This is a genomic window from Psychrobacter sp. APC 3279, from assembly GCF_030407795.1.
In the GTDB taxonomy this organism is placed as follows: domain Bacteria; phylum Pseudomonadota; class Gammaproteobacteria; order Pseudomonadales; family Moraxellaceae; genus Psychrobacter.
Genome location: NZ_JASDCR010000009.1, coordinates 1 through 16,988 on the forward strand (window position 1 = coordinate 1; position 16,988 = coordinate 16,988).

16 protein-coding genes are annotated in these 16,988 nt (G+C 41.5%); 8 read left to right on the forward strand and 8 right to left on the reverse strand.

From position 1 onward, the window contains the following. The first annotated feature begins 276 nt into the window (after window positions 1-276). Window positions 277-996 carry an aspartate/glutamate racemase family protein gene (locus QL898_RS06035; RefSeq protein ID WP_290176172.1) on the forward strand — a complete coding sequence of 240 codons (720 nt, stop codon included), beginning with the start codon at window positions 277-279 and terminating at the stop codon, window positions 994-996. A gap of 25 nt (window positions 997-1,021) precedes the next feature. Here the strand turns inward: QL898_RS06035 and QL898_RS06040 are convergent, their stop codons facing one another. Continuing rightward, the gene (locus QL898_RS06040; RefSeq protein ID WP_290176173.1) at window positions 1,022-2,065 is read right to left on the reverse strand and encodes a nitronate monooxygenase; all 1,044 of its coding nucleotides are present in this window, start codon (window positions 2,063-2,065) and stop codon (window positions 1,022-1,024) included. A gap of 164 nt (window positions 2,066-2,229) precedes the next feature. Then, the gene (locus tag QL898_RS06045) at window positions 2,230-4,023 is read right to left on the reverse strand and encodes a hypothetical protein (RefSeq protein ID WP_290176174.1); all 1,794 of its coding nucleotides are present in this window, start codon (window positions 4,021-4,023) and stop codon (window positions 2,230-2,232) included. A 303-nt stretch (window positions 4,024-4,326) separates the two neighbouring features. Here QL898_RS06045 and QL898_RS06050 point away from each other — a divergent pair, with 303 nt between their 5' ends. Beyond that, complete coding sequence (locus QL898_RS06050; RefSeq protein ID WP_290176175.1) at window positions 4,327-4,686, forward strand: hypothetical protein; 360 nt, start codon at window positions 4,327-4,329, stop codon at window positions 4,684-4,686. A 13-nt stretch (window positions 4,687-4,699) separates the two neighbouring features. Then, window positions 4,700-5,608 carry a viperin family antiviral radical SAM protein gene (locus QL898_RS06055; RefSeq protein WP_290176176.1) on the forward strand — a complete coding sequence of 303 codons (909 nt, stop codon included), beginning with the start codon at window positions 4,700-4,702 and terminating at the stop codon, window positions 5,606-5,608. 254 nt (window positions 5,609-5,862) lie between these two features. Here the strand turns inward: QL898_RS06055 and QL898_RS06060 are convergent, their stop codons facing one another. From QL898_RS06060 to QL898_RS06075, 4 genes are all read right to left on the reverse strand, one after another. Then, a complete protein-coding gene (locus QL898_RS06060) occupies window positions 5,863-6,240 on the reverse strand; it encodes a DsrE family protein (RefSeq protein ID WP_102078217.1) in 378 nt (125 codons plus the stop codon). Window positions 6,241-6,417: 177 nt separating this feature from the next. Then, window positions 6,418-6,969, reverse strand: coding sequence for an acyl-CoA thioesterase (locus QL898_RS06065; protein ID WP_201606242.1), 552 nt, complete (start codon window positions 6,967-6,969; stop codon window positions 6,418-6,420). 74 nt (window positions 6,970-7,043) lie between these two features. Beyond that, entirely contained in the window at window positions 7,044-8,093 is a 1,050-nt protein-coding gene (locus tag QL898_RS06070; RefSeq protein WP_290176177.1) for an alpha/beta fold hydrolase, read from the reverse strand. Between the two features lie 252 nt (window positions 8,094-8,345). After that, window positions 8,346-8,948 carry a YigZ family protein gene (locus tag QL898_RS06075; protein ID WP_201547528.1) on the reverse strand — a complete coding sequence of 201 codons (603 nt, stop codon included), beginning with the start codon at window positions 8,946-8,948 and terminating at the stop codon, window positions 8,346-8,348. A gap of 197 nt (window positions 8,949-9,145) precedes the next feature. On the opposite strand from QL898_RS06075, the gene QL898_RS06080 reads away from it, so the two are divergent. Next, entirely contained in the window at window positions 9,146-9,850 is a 705-nt protein-coding gene (locus QL898_RS06080) for a 16S rRNA pseudouridine(516) synthase (protein ID WP_201547527.1), read from the forward strand. Window positions 9,851-10,239: 389 nt separating this feature from the next. Then, the gene (locus tag QL898_RS06085; RefSeq protein WP_201547526.1) at window positions 10,240-11,304 is read left to right on the forward strand and encodes a disulfide isomerase DsbC N-terminal domain-containing protein; all 1,065 of its coding nucleotides are present in this window, start codon (window positions 10,240-10,242) and stop codon (window positions 11,302-11,304) included. A 153-nt stretch (window positions 11,305-11,457) separates the two neighbouring features. On the opposite strand, the gene QL898_RS06090 is transcribed toward QL898_RS06085, so the two are convergent. Continuing rightward, window positions 11,458-12,276 carry a DUF2939 domain-containing protein gene (locus QL898_RS06090; protein WP_290176178.1) on the reverse strand — a complete coding sequence of 273 codons (819 nt, stop codon included), beginning with the start codon at window positions 12,274-12,276 and terminating at the stop codon, window positions 11,458-11,460. A gap of 255 nt (window positions 12,277-12,531) precedes the next feature. Between QL898_RS06090 and dnaJ the strand changes: the two genes are divergently transcribed. From dnaJ to QL898_RS06105, 3 genes are all read left to right on the forward strand, one after another. Continuing rightward, entirely contained in the window at window positions 12,532-13,668 is a 1,137-nt protein-coding gene (gene dnaJ / locus QL898_RS06095; RefSeq protein WP_201547525.1) for a molecular chaperone DnaJ, read from the forward strand. Between the two features lie 172 nt (window positions 13,669-13,840). Further along, entirely contained in the window at window positions 13,841-14,671 is an 831-nt protein-coding gene (dapB, locus tag QL898_RS06100) for a 4-hydroxy-tetrahydrodipicolinate reductase (protein ID WP_290176179.1), read from the forward strand. Window positions 14,672-14,748: 77 nt separating this feature from the next. Continuing rightward, a complete protein-coding gene (locus QL898_RS06105) occupies window positions 14,749-15,675 on the forward strand; it encodes a hypothetical protein (RefSeq protein WP_201547523.1) in 927 nt (308 codons plus the stop codon). A 78-nt stretch (window positions 15,676-15,753) separates the two neighbouring features. On the opposite strand, the gene QL898_RS06110 is transcribed toward QL898_RS06105, so the two are convergent. Next, on the reverse strand, window positions 15,754-16,929 hold the full coding sequence (locus QL898_RS06110) for a type III PLP-dependent enzyme (RefSeq protein WP_290176248.1): 1,176 nt from the start codon (window positions 16,927-16,929) through the stop codon (window positions 15,754-15,756). Between the last annotated feature and the right edge of the window lie 59 nt (window positions 16,930-16,988).

Sequence of the window (16,988 nt, forward strand, 5' to 3'; positions counted from 1 at the left end):
TTAATTCTCGCCCATTGGTCATCTCGTAGGGCATGGCGTCTTGTCATGAGGGTTTTACTCAGATTGCTAAATATAGAGTTACTATAGCTTATTCTAAAATAACTGTGCTAATTGATGACACGCCCTAATATGATTATTGTCTTTAAGGCAACATTTTAAAGCTTTTTGAAGAAATCATTTTTAAAACGAATATCGCTAAAAATAGCGCGTTCTCAACAGTCGGTTTTGCTACGATAACTTACTATAACTAAGACCAAAAACAACTAGGAGTATAGTATGGCAGTTCAAGAACAACGAGGGTCTCAACAAAAAACATTAGGAATCATCGGTGGTATGAGCTGGGAGAGTACCGAGAGCTATTATCGTCTGATTAATGAAGGTATCAAGCATCAGCTTGGTGGACTACATTCAGCAGATTTGTTGATTCATAGTGTGGATTTTGCGTTGATCAATACGTTACAGGAGCAAGGCAGATGGGACAAGCTAGGTGTGATAATGGCTAACAGTGCTCAACGTCTACAAGCAGCTGGCGTACAAGGGATCATGATTGCCTCTAACACGATGCACAAACTGGTCGATGACGTGCGCTCCGCCACAGACTTGCCGTTGACTCATATTGCTGATGCGACTACTGATGCTATCAAAAACCAGAATCTTACTAAAATAGCCTTACTTGGCACTCAGTTTACGATGACTCAAGATTTTTATAAGCAGCGTCTTATGGATGCGGGTTTACAAGTATTGATACCAGAAGATGAGGCACGAGCAGAAGTGCACCGCATTATCAAAAAAGAGCTGTGTGTCGGTGAGTTTAAAGACAGCTCACGAGAGTATTATCGTCAAGTGATTAAAGATTTGGCAGCGAAAGGGGCAGAGGGTGTGATATTAGGCTGTACAGAAATTGGTTTACTTATCAAACAAGCCGACAGCCCCATACCTGTATTTGATACCACAGCTATTCATGCAGCGGCGGCGGTGGATTTTTTGTTAGAGTAGTGCGGACTGATAAAAATATTTAAGCCTATAACGTTTTTACCAGTCGCTCAAGCAGTTCAAACGTGCTTTCTTGTTTGACCACAGTTACCCCTTGTCCTGCCCATAAAGATTGATGTTCTGCATCCATATTCTGGGACGCATGAGCTCGCATAGATTTGGACATGGCATTTAATTGTGGGTAGGGCGGTAGCTCATCAGCGCTTTCAAATTGAGTAAAATCACGCAGATAATCGTTTAATAAACCACGAGCGAGCTTACCTGAAAATAATCGAGTTAGTTGGGTTTCTGAGCTGCGTATGCTGTGACTGGCATCGAGTAAGGCTTGTTTGTAAGTATCATTGATACCGCATTGGTCAGTGGTCAAAAACGCCGTCCCCATTTGTGCAAGCTCAGCACCTGCCGCTTGTACTGCCTTGATATCCTGTCCCGTCATAATGCCACCTGCTGCAACCAAAGGAATGTCAGTACAGGCGCGGGTCTGGCCAATCAGCGTCAATAATCCCAATGGATCGCTTGCACTTTGCGGTAACCAACCACCGCGATGACCTCCCGCTTCGACCCCTTGTACACATACCGCATCTGCGCCAATATCTGCCCATGCTTTCGCTTCTAGTGGATGATTGGCGGTACCGATGACGCGTGTGCCGAGACTTTGCAGACGCTGAACTTGCTCAGCACTGATAATGCCAAAGGTAAAACTGGCAACGGGAACGGGATTGTCATAGAGCACTTTTAGCTGCTCTGCGAAGCTCTGCGCTGGGCGTTCAGGTAGTGTAAATTCAATATTATTGTCTTGATAGTATTGACTTAGCCAAGCGGGAATTTCGGTATCAAAGGTCGTAGATTCTTGCTCAGACAATACCATGAGATTGATCATAAACGGTCGGTTAGTGAGCGATTTAATGGTATCAATTTGGCTGGTCAAAACATTTGGCGCCGTCATGCCAGATCCTAATGAGCCCAGTCCACCAAAATTACTCACCATCGCTGCCAGCTCAGGCGTGGTTGCACCTGCCATTGGCGCTTGAATGATAGGGTAGGTTAAGTTTAGAGTATCAAGTAAGGTCATGATGGGTAGCCTTTTATTAAGGTGTTTGCATGGCTTACTGTAGCAGAGGTAGGCAGTGCGCGTGTTAGATAGTGTTTATTTAGTTGCTGAATAGAAGGGGTAGATTTTGACTATGGTTTATTCAGCATAGCTCACTAGTTATTATGATATTAATACTGCGTCTATTATCTCTTCCGAATTCTTAGTGGTAGTGGAAATGAAGAGTTGTAAGGATAAGGTTTCGTACTAGGCTGATTGGTAATAAAATTGACTAAAGCCTCTAAAACGTCTTCAGTAGTGTCTTTAGATAGTATTTTTACCTTACGGCCTTCATTGTTGCGTACAGATATTGGTATCTTCTTAAAGCGATACATCATCTGATTTTGCTCATCTTCGCCAAATTCTATGTCACTTTTTTCTTGAAAAGAATTATTAGTACTCTCTACTGGTGTAGAGGGTTTAAAAATACTCCATGAAAACATCATTGAATTTTCAAAAAAGTCTGAATGATTGAAGTGTATTAGGTTATCTTTTTTGATATCTTGCAGTAAATCGAAAAATTGATAAGATATTAAACTATGATTCATTTTCAAGTGTAAAAATAAGGAGGTTAAATAGGTTACAAGCTTATTATGCTCTGCTATAGGGCTTTTCCTTCTAAAATAAGGTTGCCCCTGATTATTTATCTGTTTTTTGTAGCTATAAGCTTGGTCTAACATTAAAGCATCGTTTAGTCTCCAATTCACATCACTCAATGGGTTATAAAGATCAAAATTTATAATAGATACAATAGCCTTAGGTATTTGATCTATTTTTTTAAAAAAACCAATAGAGTTCTCTGCATACCATTCGCTTAATTGAGTCAATGCACTCTCATTATTGTCTTTAGCCTTGTTTAAGCTTTCTGTAAGAAACTCCTTATCTGAGCTAACAGGATTCCCAATGGTTCTTTTTTCAGATTTTAGACTATTGATCAATGCATTTTTAATACTATCTGCTAAATGATCTAACTGATTGAGCTTGTAGATATCCTCTAATATTATCTTATCAATAGAAACAATGACATTATCTTCTGATTCGTTGTCTATTTCCAATAAGTCTACATTATTCAAATAATTGTATTGAGAGGAGTACTCTAGTCCTCCAATATACTTTGAGTCATAGATTCGGCGAAAAATATCTGTTGCCCAGACACCTAAATCAATTGCTATATCTGCTCTAATATCTTGTAGTAACTCTTTTTTATGTAGGAGTTCGAATTCTTTGACTAACTCTGCATAACTCTGATTACTTAAAAGATCTGATATCTTTTTTTGCTCACCAGAAAGTATATCCTTTCCATCCTGTGAAGATGGTCTATAGAAGTCTTTGGTTTCAGCCTTGGATTTTATTTTTTTAAATAATGCTCGTTTTATAACATTATCGTCATATGTGGCTTGATTAAGGAATTTCTGGAAAATCGTCATGGTATATCTAAGAGATGCATACATTTCATAATAGCTATACTGTCTATCTGTATTTATGAACTTATAACTATTGCCATGAATATTTCCAAGAGGAGCAAAAGCAACTTTTTCTTCTTGTATCGACGATAAGATAGTGTCGATAGCCTCGCTATTAGTCTCATTTTTAAGCTTTAAAGAATGCAAATAAGCGATGAAATCATTACTGCCTTCATTAGCCTCCATCATTTGCAATATGTCAGTTCTAACCTTTGAGACCTCACTTCCGTTAGATGAATCCTGAATTCTAAACACAATATCAATAAGCTTCAATCTAGCTTTAACATTTGCACCATTTTTAGGGTGCAACATCAGCTGTCTTGTGTATAGCATCACCAAAAATACCTGTTCAAACACCATCTTTTTAACGTTTTGAGTCTCTTTGACAATACTATCAATATCCTTATCACGTACTCCTAGTACTTCCAGATTTAAATTTATTAGGCTCTCATCGTTTTTTTTGTAACTTGAGTTCATTCATATTTTCCTATGTGTAGTCTTGCTTTAAATGATTTGGCGATATAGTTTGTAAGTATTTAATATATCGAAGATGATTATAAATAGTACCTAAAAAGTATATAAGATATAAAATTATAATATTTTTATTAAATAGATACGATTTATTGATATAAAAATTCAAACCATATCTAAATAATAATTTAACATTTTTGAATAAGATATTAATGAGTTGTTCCATATCTATATTCTACTTTAATTCCCTTACTATTATAGTACTATTCAACTGTAGTGATAATAATGGTCTATAGATAGGAGGTATTTATGAGAGTTACAACCCATATGGCACAGCGGATGAATAATCGTGGCATTGTCCAAAGCATGGTTGATTTGACTCTAGAGATAGGAGTTATTAAGGGAGATAAATATATAACTGACCGTCGATGTCTGGATGACTATTTAAACGAGCTAGACACTAGATTAATAAGCTTTCGTTCAATTTATAAGAAATATGAGCACTATAGAGTTTCAACTATTATAGCTAAAGCAATCAATAGGCTGGTACAACTCAGGAGTTTGGCATTAAAAATGATGAACAAAGGAGGAGTAACGGTAGTGGTCTGTGGAAACAATCTAGTAACTACCTACAATACGGATAGCCATCATCAATATAAATCATACTAATAGAGATATAAATATGAATAATACATCTGAGCTCGTTATAAATTGGCATTTTACAGAAGCTTGCAACTACGCTTGCGATTTTTGTTTCGCAAAGTGGGATAAACAAGGCAGAAAAGAGCTGTTTCATGATGAATACTTGACAGATAAGCTGTTAGACGAAATTTTTGAGTTGAAGACTATACTGGAAGACGAACAAAATACTAAATTTGATGGTGTTAGATTAAACTTAGTTGGTGGCGAGATATTCTTATATAAAGCCAAAGCTATTCATATAATAAAGCGTGCTAAAAGTTATGGCTTTCGTGTGTCCGCTATTACAAATGGCAGTCGTCTAGATGCTGAATTGCTCTCACTAATAGCTGAAAATCTAGACTGGATAGGTTTCAGTGTGGATTCTACAAACCATAAAACTAATTTGATTATCGGGAGATCTGAGAAGAACAAGGTAATGGATACTGACAAAGTTCGTAGCGATATCCATGCTTTGCGAAAGCTAAACCCTGAGATAGATATAAAAATCAATACGGTAGTTAATAGTAATAATTTTAATGAAGATTTATCGGGATTTATTAGAGATGTTAATCCTTCTAAATGGAAAATATTTAAGGTACTACCCAGCCAGGGCTATACTTCAACGATTACAGACACAATGTTTAGTGTATTTTTAGATAAGCATGCAGATTTTGAAAGCATCATAGCATCAGAGGACAACAATGAGATGACGGATTCATACATTATGGTAGACCCATTAGGTCGTTTCTTCCAAAACTCTAATTTAACTGATGGTTATGTTTATAGTCATCCTATTGTTGAGACTGGTGTTAAAAAGGCACTTAGTCAAATAAACTTTAGTTTTGACAAGTTTTTAGGTCGTTACAATATTAATGAAAAGCTTATCGATACTGTTCCAAGGTTTACGTAATATTAATGCAAATTAGATTACTATTAATAAGCTTCTTGAACATAGTCATTAGTTATACTAGCTCAGACCTAATCTGATATCTTGCTTAATTAAAATAATATAAAAAATCGGTGCGCTGGGCGCACCTACTCAAAATTTCAATCTATGTGGAAAATTTATTCATTACAAAAAAAGAACCGGCCTCCAAACCATCCAACGATGACTAAGAAAACTGACCCACTTCTATAGCTTTATTAACTAACTTTGCTTACCGTTTAATTCAACTGCAACGACCCTTTCGCATTCATCAGCAGCTCAACCACATCATCACCGCTAATCACTTCAAAGCGCTTATCGATATCTGACTCTTCTACGCCGTTGTGTTTCATACAAGCGCCGCAGACCAGTACTTGTCCACCTTTTTCGATAAAGGCTTCTAGTAACTCACCAGCTGGCTCAAACGGATCGCCAATATCTACATTGTCTAGCGCGTTTGGTTTTGCCAGATGTACGGCATCCACCATGAGTATGACAGTAGCAGAATGGCCTTTTTTCAGTGCCACGCCTGCCATAGTAAACGCTAAAGTAATTTTGCTTGGGTTTGATTCACTATTATCAAATAACGTACCGACATAATCTGTTGTATTAGCCATATTATTCTCCTTATAAGACTATATTTGTTTTATCTGAGTATGTACTCACTACTATCCTAACATTTATTATATATATTTATATAATGAGTTGTTATGAAATAGTAGCTATAAGGTTGCTTGCTTGTACCGTCTGTTAAATAAGATAAAAGTAATGGATTACTGCTTTATAAAGTTAAGTTAGTCAGCTGTATCGACAGGCGGCCACGGACGATCAGCATCACTTTTGATCCACTCAGCCACGTAACCCGTTGGCGGTAGATCCCATTCAGACTGACCCAACGCAGCCAGTACTTGTGCCGTGTCGATTACTCTACCACCCTTGGTCACACCAGTACGCAGTAGTCCAGATGAGCAAGGCTGTCCTTTGACCCACATTGATTGCTCTATATACAACCAGCGCGCGTCGATACCGACGATTTTGGTCTTGAGCGTGACTTTTTGAAAGGCGCGAATACGCTTACGGTATTGAATAGTGCTGCCAGCGATGACCAAACCCCAGCGTTGTTTTAACAACTGCTTGCCAAGCCCAGTCCGTACTGCAAAGTCCATACGACCCAAATCATAAAGCGTAAATACGCGGCCGTTATTCATTTCCAAAAAATTATCTATATCGGATAAGCGGCAGCGAAACTGAATCTCACTGGTGTCCTTAAACGTCAGTGTGTCGCCCTTTTTTGCTTTTAGAGCAGCATGAGCGATGGTGCTAGCATAACGGATAAATGGGTACATAAAGTCGTCTCGAAGGTTTAAAGGATAGTATTAAAAGTCGTTAGATTAGGAGCTATTGTCAGGGTTACTTAGGCCTATTTTTTACGTGACTCGACCCCAATCCAATTGAAGTACGCACTAACCGTTTCGGGTATCCAGTTGATATCAAATTTTGAAGATTTGCCATTAGTATTATTTTTTGCTCGACCTTCATCTGAGCGATAACGCAAATAGCCGATATGTCCACCGTGCTCAGTATCTAAGATAGTGACGCTATCAGAGACATCGTTTGGTGTCGCGGTAAAGCCAATAAACGGATCGTCCTTTGCACTGATGAGTAATAAAGGCTTGGTCACTTTGATCAAATAGGGAAGGGCGGACGAGGCTTGATAGTAGTGGTTGTTAGAGCGGTAGCCATGACGCGGCGCGGTAAAGATATCATCAAAGTCACTGATGCGATTGACCGCTTTGATCGAGTCGATCTCCTCTTGAGTAATGTCATTGGCAAGCGCTTTTTTGATAATTGGGTTGAGCAAATAAGGCGTATAGATACGATGACTCAAAAAGCTATGCATACTAAGCGCCGCTGATGACATATCGACTGGCGCAGAGATAACTACGGCACCTTTACAAAGAACCTTGTCTTCGTATTCGCCCATATATTTTGCCAGTGCATTGCCACCTAAAGAGACACCGACCGCATACATATTGGCGTATTTTTCGCTTAGGTTTTGCAGCATGTAGTGCACTTCGCCCGTATCACCTGCATTATAAAACACCCGTCCACTAGCAGGAATACCGCCGCAACTACGGAAATGTGCCACCACAAAGTGCCAGCCTTGCGCGTGCATTTGGTATGCTAGTGCGCGAGCATAATGACTGTCACTACTGCCTTCCATCCCATGGAATAATACAATCAATGGGGTTTGCTCAAGATCGCCATTTTTTGATGCTTCTATAGGGTGCGCATCATAGAAGTCATAAGCAATATCACTCTCGTCCAATGAGTCTTTTTCGACCACGCGGCGGTAGGTCGGTGCCTTTGGCGCAAAAAACTTAGGTAAGATGCTTTGCAGATGTGGATTAGTTAGCCAAAATGGTGGCTTAAAAGGTGCTGGAGAGAATGGTTTGGTTGAAATTGACATATATTGGTCTTATTTAATAATCGTGAAAAAACAAATAGAGTAGCGTGGTAAGGTTTTTTATCATAACGCCAGTACCTGTGAAAACCAATGATTTTCAGTGAACGCATGATTACTGAAAACAGCTACTGAAAGCAGTTACTGAGAAGTAGCTGCTAAAAATCATTTACTGAAAAACAATTTCTGTAAAAAGCTAATAAATGTATTGAAAAGAGAACTGTCTAAAGTTTGCGACGAGAATAGCTAGTCAGATTTTTATTCTTCTGGCTTGTCCAATACTCGACCATCCATTGCTAAACGCTCTTTTAAATTTTCGACATCTGCTTCAGCAAGTGTGGCGGTTAGGGTTACTTGCTTGCTATAGGCGACATCATCGATATGACCGCCAAGGCTCTCTATCATATAGCGGCATTGTGCTTCAGTCGCAAACTCTGCCAGTATCTGAATCTGAGTCATTGGTACATAAGGGTTTAGTATCATCTCGTCGACGGCCGCTTGGGCAGAGCCTGCATAGGCACGGGTGAGACCGCCAGCACCCAACTTGATACCACCGAAGTAACGTACTACGATGATAATCACATTGCCGATTGACTTATGTTGTAGCACATTCAATATCGGTCGACCCGCTGTACCACTTGGCTCGCCATCATCATCGAAACCAGCACTAGTGGTATTATCTGGATCACCGATGATGTATGCCCAGCAGAAGTGCCGTGCATCGGGGTATTGCTCTCGCAGTTGTTCCACGTGAAACATTGCTTGATCGCGAGAGGTCACCGGATAGGCGTAAGCGATAAACTCAGATTTTTTAATTTCGAGTCGCGTGGTAACGGCACGTTTTAGCGTTTGATAGCTCATATTTCATCAGGCTTAGGTTGGATATGTTAAACTGGTCTGACTTTCACTGGCTTTTGTATTGAGCACAGTGTTCATTTAATTTTTCATTATAGTACCATTTCTAACCATCGAAGATAACGAGCCGCTCACGGCTGAGTGTTGGCGTCGTTAGTTTCTGATTTAGGGCTGGTATAATAAAACCGATGGTAGTAAATAGTATGCGTTTAGATAAATTCATTAGTAAAGCCACTGAGCTGTCGCGTAAAGAGTCAAAGAAGATCATGCACGCCGGCGAAATCACCGTAAACGATCAAGTGGTTAAAGATCCTGGCCTACATGTTGATGTCGTCAATGATGATGTGATGTGGGCAGGCGAGCCGTTGTCGGTTGCTGCGGGCAATCGCTATATCTTGTTATATAAGCCTGAAGGCTTCGAATGCACGCTAAAAGTTAAAGAATATCCAATCGTCACCGAACTGATTGCTGTACCAGAATTGGGCAGTCTGCGTATCGCCGGACGTCTCGACGTCGATACTACTGGCGCATTGCTCATGAGTGATGATGGTGGCTGGCTACATCGTGTCACCAGTCCTAAGCACGAGCATGCCAAGGTGTATGAGCTGACTTTGGCAGATGCAATGGATAGTGATGCACAAGAAAAAGCCGTTAAGAAAGTGGCTGAAGGCATCTTGCTTGAAGGTGATTACGAGCCAACCAAGCCTGCTGTTCTTGAGTTCATTGATGAAAAACATGCACGCCTCACATTGGAGCAGGGCAAATACCATCAGGTCAAACGTATGATGGGTTACTTCGGTAATCGAGTCACCGATCTGCACCGCGCCAGTATCGGTCATATCAATCTAGAAGGGCTAGAAAAAGGCGATAGTCGTTTCTTAACGCCAGAAGAAGTTGCCAAGTTTTAATCAATGAGCACTGAAATTATTAAGCTTTGGCATTAGTATTTGTCTTGAAATTATCGTTTTAAACCCATTAGCAGCCGCTACTCAGTGTGCTGCTTTTTGCGGTCTACTATATTGTATTTATGTCTACTACCTACCTGTGTTGCCTATCTCTTAAAGCTAAGTAGCAGTTTTGCGACTTTAGCCATTTTGCGCTTTGCAAAACTATCCCATATGCTACAGTCTTTTTAATCTATATTTTTATGACAGACAACCCTTAAACCAATTCCAAGAACCTGACTAATCAGAAAGTGGATTGCTACCTTTCAGTTAGTGGTAGATTTAGTGGTAGATTTGGAATTGGTCTTAATATTAAAAACTGCCATTATTAAAAACCAGATAGGAATCTCTCTGTGACATTACCTGTATTAAAGTCCGCTAGCCTAATCAGCGTCATACTATTAGCAACCACTGCTTGCGCTCAGCCAAGTTCAGCAGATGCTAATAGCAATAACGTAACGCAAAGCACTACAAATTCGCAAGTAGCTCAAACAGTGAGTGCAACTGTCGATAAGCGATTGCGCCAAGTACTGACCCAAGCAGGCATCAAAACAAAGATTACTTCTATTGTGCCATCCAAACTGCCCAATATGTATCAAGTGAATTTGGCTGGCCAGTTGCCGCTGCACATCACCGAAGATGGTCGTTACGTCATTCAGGGTGAGCTACAGAAAAACCCAAGTAAGCAAGTTGTCACCAAAACACCAGTACGTAGCACGAGTACGCAAGTAGGCAAACCTGTCAGTGCCTCAGTCAAATCGTCTATGCTAGCAAATATGGCGGCGCTTAAGAACATGAGCGCGAAAACACCATTCTTTTATACCGCAGTACCGGGGGTCATCTGGGGCGCAACCCTAGAAGGCGTGCCGTTTTTACTATCAGATGATGCGCAGTATATTACCGATGGTGAAATATCAGTCATCGAAAACGGTCAATTTATCGGCCTCGATGAGAACTTTGAAAAACATAAAAACCAGTCGGTGTTTGCGTCATTGGACAAAAGCCAGCTGATTACTTATCCAGCGACCACTACTGAGAGAGCCGTTATCTATGTGGCAGATGATGTGAACTGCCCTTACTGCCGCCGATTACATCAGCAAGTGCCCTCACTCAATGCAAAAGGCGTGACGGTCAATGTCATCGGCTATCCGATATATGATGCGTCACCGAAGCAGATGCGTGGTATCTGGTGCCAAGCGGATGAAGACAGTCGTCGTCAGGCATTTGACAAAGCGATGCTACAGGGTGAAATGACGCCTGCATCAGCAAGTTGTACAGTTGACCATGTGACACCTAATCGTGAAAAAGCAGCTGGACTCGCGGTAATGGCGACGCCTGCAATCTATCGTGAAGATGGCGTGCTATATCAAGCGAGTTTTGAAAGCCCAGAATTTCTAGAATTCTTGGGTGTTGAATAATCGACTGGTATGGTTGGGTGTTCTAGCAATTCAAAACTTTAAGATATTGGACTGTTAAACAATGTAAAAAAACCGCCTTATGAATCAGTTCATAGGGCGGTTTTTTTGGTTCTATTCAGACATTTTTGTATCTCAAAAGCTGTCTTAAATAATTTATGGTAAGACAATATCAATAATTTTCCAATTGATAAGCCCTTCACGCTGCATCTCGATAGTGAGAGGGTAGCCTTTTACCTGACCACTAATACTAAAGCAGTTGATACCGCAGTAGCTAAGCGTTGGCTTTTCACTGTCATTGCCTTGGGCGACATGCTGTTCAAGTTCGGCAGCTTGTTTTTTCATGACTTGCTGCATTTGGCTTTTGACCACGGCATCGACATCACCGCGCTGAATGATTAAGCTTTGAATTAGGTTTTTCAAGTCAACTTGATCGCTAGCGATGGCCCATGCTGCGGCTAGCTCTTTGGTTGCTGTATTGGCTTGACCTTGGGTATTAATTACCTTTTCGATATTTTGTGGGGTGATAGCACCTTCAACTGCCTGCGCGATAAAACCATTCGCGGCTTGGGTCAACGGCTCACCGCCTAGTTCAGAAATTAATGGATACTTAGTCATTGTCGTTGCAAATTGGCTGGTTAGCTGATTTTGGACGCTTGGTCGCACTTGCTCATAATCAATAGCCGCGGCGATAGTGGCACCGTCTTTATCGTCATAAGCGTTTTTGAGCTGATAAGCGCTGTAGTAAGGCGAGCCTGCATATACTGCTACCGCAATGATGATTAATAGAATAACCAGCTTTTTCATAAGACCTAATACCTTGTCGCAAGCGTCATCACTATGAGTATAAATGACCGTAGATGTGGCGGTAAATATTAGCACGACTGGGCATCGCTCAGGTACGAAAAGCTTTGCAGTAACCTTAATGAATCGTTTGGCTTTTGCCGCAGCGAGGCCAACTGCTAATTTCATCATTTAAGAGCTTGATAAATCAGCAGACCATCTCCATAAATAGCGCAAACTTTTTATAATTGATTTGGCTAAGCAGCCTTCACCGTATTTGTTGGTTAAGTCTAAGCATTATGGTTCTATAGCATGGTGAATTGTTATGTTTCATGTGAAACGTTATACATATCCGTTAGCTAAGAACCACGAATAAGATTAAGACAATTATCAATTGAGCTGATGATTTGACGAGCCGGTGTGGCTGTAAAGACGATAGGAGAGAGCATGAGTAAGCGCGATTTTTATGAAATATTAGGTGTCAGCAAGACCGCTGACAGCAAAGAAATTAAGCGAGCCTACCGTAAGCTTGCCATGAAATACCATCCAGATCGCAACTCTGATGATCCTGATTCGGAAGACAAATTCAAAGAAGCTTCAATGGCTTATGAAGTATTGAGCGACGAAGAGAAACGTTCAGCCTACGACCGTATGGGCCATGCAGCCTTTGAAAACGGCATGGGTGGCGGCGGCTTCGGCGGCGCAGGTGGCGGCAACTTCCAAGATATCTTTGGCGATATCTTTGGTAACTTCGGTGATATCTTCGGTCAGCAACGTGGTGGCGGCGGTGGGCGTACGCGTCGCGGCTCTGACTTGCGTTATGTGATTGAGCTGACATTAGAAGAAGCTGTACGTGGCTGCAAAAAAGAAATCAGTTTCACGGCTCCTGCGCCTTGTGATACCTGTGATGGTAAAGGGGCAAAAAATGCGTCTGATGTGGTTACCTGTCAGACTTGTCATGGCCAAGGTCAAGTACGTATGCAGCAAGGTTTCTTTGCGGTACAGCAAGCTTGTCCTCATTGCGGCGGTACTGGTAAACAGATCAAAAACCCTTGTTCAGACTGTCATGGTAATGGCGTAAAAGACAAATCACGCACCTTAGAAGTCTCTATCCCTGCAGGCGTCGATGATGGGGATCGCGTTCGTCTAGCTGGCGAAGGTGAAGCGGGTGGCGCTGGTGTACAAAACGGCGATCTATATGTCGAAGTACGCGTCAAACAGCATAATGTCTTTACCCGTCAAGGCGCTGACCTATATATGGATGTACCAGTAAGTATCACTGATGCAGCACTGGGTAAAGAAGTAGAAATCCCAACCTTAGATGGTAAAGTAAAAATCAAAGTGGCAGAAGGTACGCAAAGCGGTAAATTACTGCGTGTACGCGGTAAAGGTGTAACGCCAGTCCGTACTACCATGAAAGGTGACTTGATTTGCCGTGTGGTTATCGAAACGCCAGTGAATCTGACTCGTGAGCAAAAAGACTTATTACGCCAATTCCAAGATACTTTGGATGACGATAGCAAGCACCAACAGTCGCCACATAAGAAGTCATTCTTCAAAAAAATCGGTGATTTATTCGATTAAGAAGTAATCTAACTAAGTAGCTAGTATTAAACTAAGCCCAAAGGTTTCATGTGAAACCTTTGGGCTTTTTATTGATGGTATAAAAAGCCCTTCGTACGATGATATTTGCTAAACTTACGATAAATATAGTCAAAAATAGTTTCACCAAATATAAAACATCTAAGGTAAAAACATGAGCGAACAATCGAATAATAAATCTATCAACGTTGGGGTAATCGGTGCAGGCGGCCGTATGGGTCGTATGCTTATTGAGGCCGTACAGAACAACCCACAAACTACATTAAAAGCAGCGATTGAGCGTCAAGGCTCTAGCCTAGTCGGTGCTGATGCAGGCGAAGTTGCTGCTATCGGCCATTTAAATGTGCAAATCGTTGATGACTTAGCCACTGTGATTAATGATATCGATGTGCTGATTGATTTTAGCTTGCCTGACGCCACTGAAAAAAACATGCAAGTTTGTGCTGAGCATAATGTTGCTATGGTCATCGGTACCACAGGATTCAATGAACATCAAGAACAAGTACTGGCAAAAGCTAGTGAGAAAATCACTATCGTATATGCGGGCAACTATTCGACAGGCGTTAATTTATCATTGAAGCTACTCGGGATGGCTGCCAAAGCGTTTGGTAATGATGCTGATGTAGAAATCATTGAGGCCCATCATAAGCATAAAATTGATGCGCCTTCTGGTACGGCGTATATGATGGCCGAAGCCGTCGCGGAAGCGCGCGGACAGAACCTAAAAGACGTCGCTATTTATGGCCGCGAAGGACAAACTGGCGAGCGCGAATCTGGGACAATTGGTATTCATGCAGTACGTGGCGGCGAAATCGTAGGCGACCATACTGTGATGTTTATCGCAGATGGCGAAGTGGTTGAGATTACCCATCGTGCACGCGCGCGCATGACATTTGCCGCTGGTGCCGTACGTGCCGCAACTTGGGTCGTTGAGCAGGAAGTAGGTCAGTACAATATGCAGGACGTACTTGGATTAAGTGACTAATAACTACTTATGGTTGACGGTCAAGTTTAGCGTTATGGCTGATGGTTCGATGACTTAATAGCAGCAAGGGAGCAGGTATGAATAGTATCAAACGTTATATTAGTCATAGACTGATTGGTGCTGTTTGTACCATCAACCTTGCGAACCTATCAGCTTTTGCACTGAGTCTAGCGGTTCTACCAGTAACCGTACAAGCTAGCACTGCTCAAACCTATGTTATCCATACTTATGGTGGGGCTAGTCTGTTACCTGCAGTAAGGCAACAATTAAATAGTAGTCCTGACGGTGGCACGGTGACTACGTATCAAGATAAATTGGTACTACAAGCGACGGCACGCAATTATCAGGCGGTACAGCAGTTATTGTCTCAAATTGACCGTCAGCCACAGGCATTGGCGGTCGCCGTACGTGTTGGCAATAGTAGTAGCGGACAAGGCAATATTCAGCAAAGTCAGGTCATTATTACCAATCGCGGTATCCAAGGTGCAGGGGTTATTAGTCAGCGTAGCAGCCTGCAGCAGGGTAATAATCTATATCAAGTACAAACACTATCTGGCAGTGCGGCGAGTATCAGCACAGGTACGCTCTACTCACTGACTCAAACCTACAATGCTAATAACTATTCAACTTATCATCGTTCAGCTAGCGATAACTTAAGACCACAGATTGTGATTCAGCAGCAAATACTACTGCCAACGACGCAAGGTATTGCTGTCACACCAAGACTGCTGCCCAATGGACAGGTGGAAGTACAACTCTCCCAAGTAGAAGAAAGGTTAGTGCAGCCGAATTCACCTTATAATAAAATGAGTTCTGCTGATAATTCTACTGGCAATGCTAGCAATGCTATTCGGGGTCAAAGATTTAACAGTACGATTATCGTGCCACGTGGACAATGGGTGACGATTGGGCAAGTTTCACAAAACTCAAGCAGTAGCACCAGCAACGGTAGCCGAACTATTGATAACAATAATAGCGTGCCTATTTCTTTGCGAGTTGACTAGTTACTAAGTCGTTACGCACAAAAAAGCGCGATACGAGTATTAACCGTGCCGCGCTTTTTTGTGAAACAGTGTTAAGTACTAGTCAATATAAATCACTTCGAGCGGTGGGAAACCATTGAACTCTACCGATGAGTAAGAGTTGGTATAAGCACCAGTAGTGAGCCAGTAGATTTTGTCACCAATCTCAAGCTCTTCTGGTAGCTGATAGCCTGCTTCTTCATACATAATATCAGTTGAATCACAGGTTGGGCCTGCCAATACTACTGTACCTTCACTGGTAGATGTTTCCATCTTGGGCGTATAGACAGGGTACTTGATAGCTTCACCTAGCGTCTCGATTAAGCCTTGGAATAGACCAACGTCGGTATATACCCAACGAGTCAAATCGGTATCAGACTTACGAGAGATCAGTACCACGTCACTGACCAACACGCCTGAACCACCAACCAACGAACGACCCGGCTCCAAAATAATTTCTGGCATTTCGTCATCATTATAGTCATCAGTCAGATAGCTGGTAATTTCTTCCGCATAGACTTTAATAGGGTTGACTTCGCTAATGTAATTGGTCGGGAAGCCACCACCCAAATTGATCATTTGTAGCTTGATGCCTTCTTCGTTCTTCATCCAGTCAAACATATATTTAACTTTGGCTAATGCATCATCCCATGCAGCGACGTCTTTTTGCTGGCTACCAACGTGGAACGATATACCATAAGGCACTAAGCCCAACTCACGTGCTTGAACCAGTAGGTCGATTGCCATATTAGGATGGCAACCAAACTTACGTGACAATGGCCATTCTGCTGTCTCTGAGCCTTGAACCAAGATACGAACAAATATTTTAGAGCCTGGAGCATGTTTGGCAATGTTTTTTAGATCCGCTTCTGAATCAGTCGCATATAGATCGATGCCTTTCTCAAAAGCATATTTAACATGCTCAGCTTTTTTGATGGTGTTGCCATACGAGATACGAGATGGATCAACGCCGCAACCAAGCACGCGATCAAGCTCATAAATAGAGGCACAGTCAAAGTTAGAACCAAGGTTTGCTAGTAAATTGATTACTTCCACCGCAGGGCTAGCTTTCATTGCATAATGCAGTTTAGCGTTAGGAAACAGGCTTACCATTTCGTGGTATTTGGTTTCGATACGACTAAGGTCAACTACTAAAAAAGGCGTCTCGCGACCTTCAGCAGCCTTGGTAAATTTCTGCCAGCTGGCAGGTTCAAAATATTGGTCAATTTTGATCATTGTCATAGTAGTAAACCTTTTGTGGAAACTGTATCGGTTATAAAAGTTATCGCCAAACA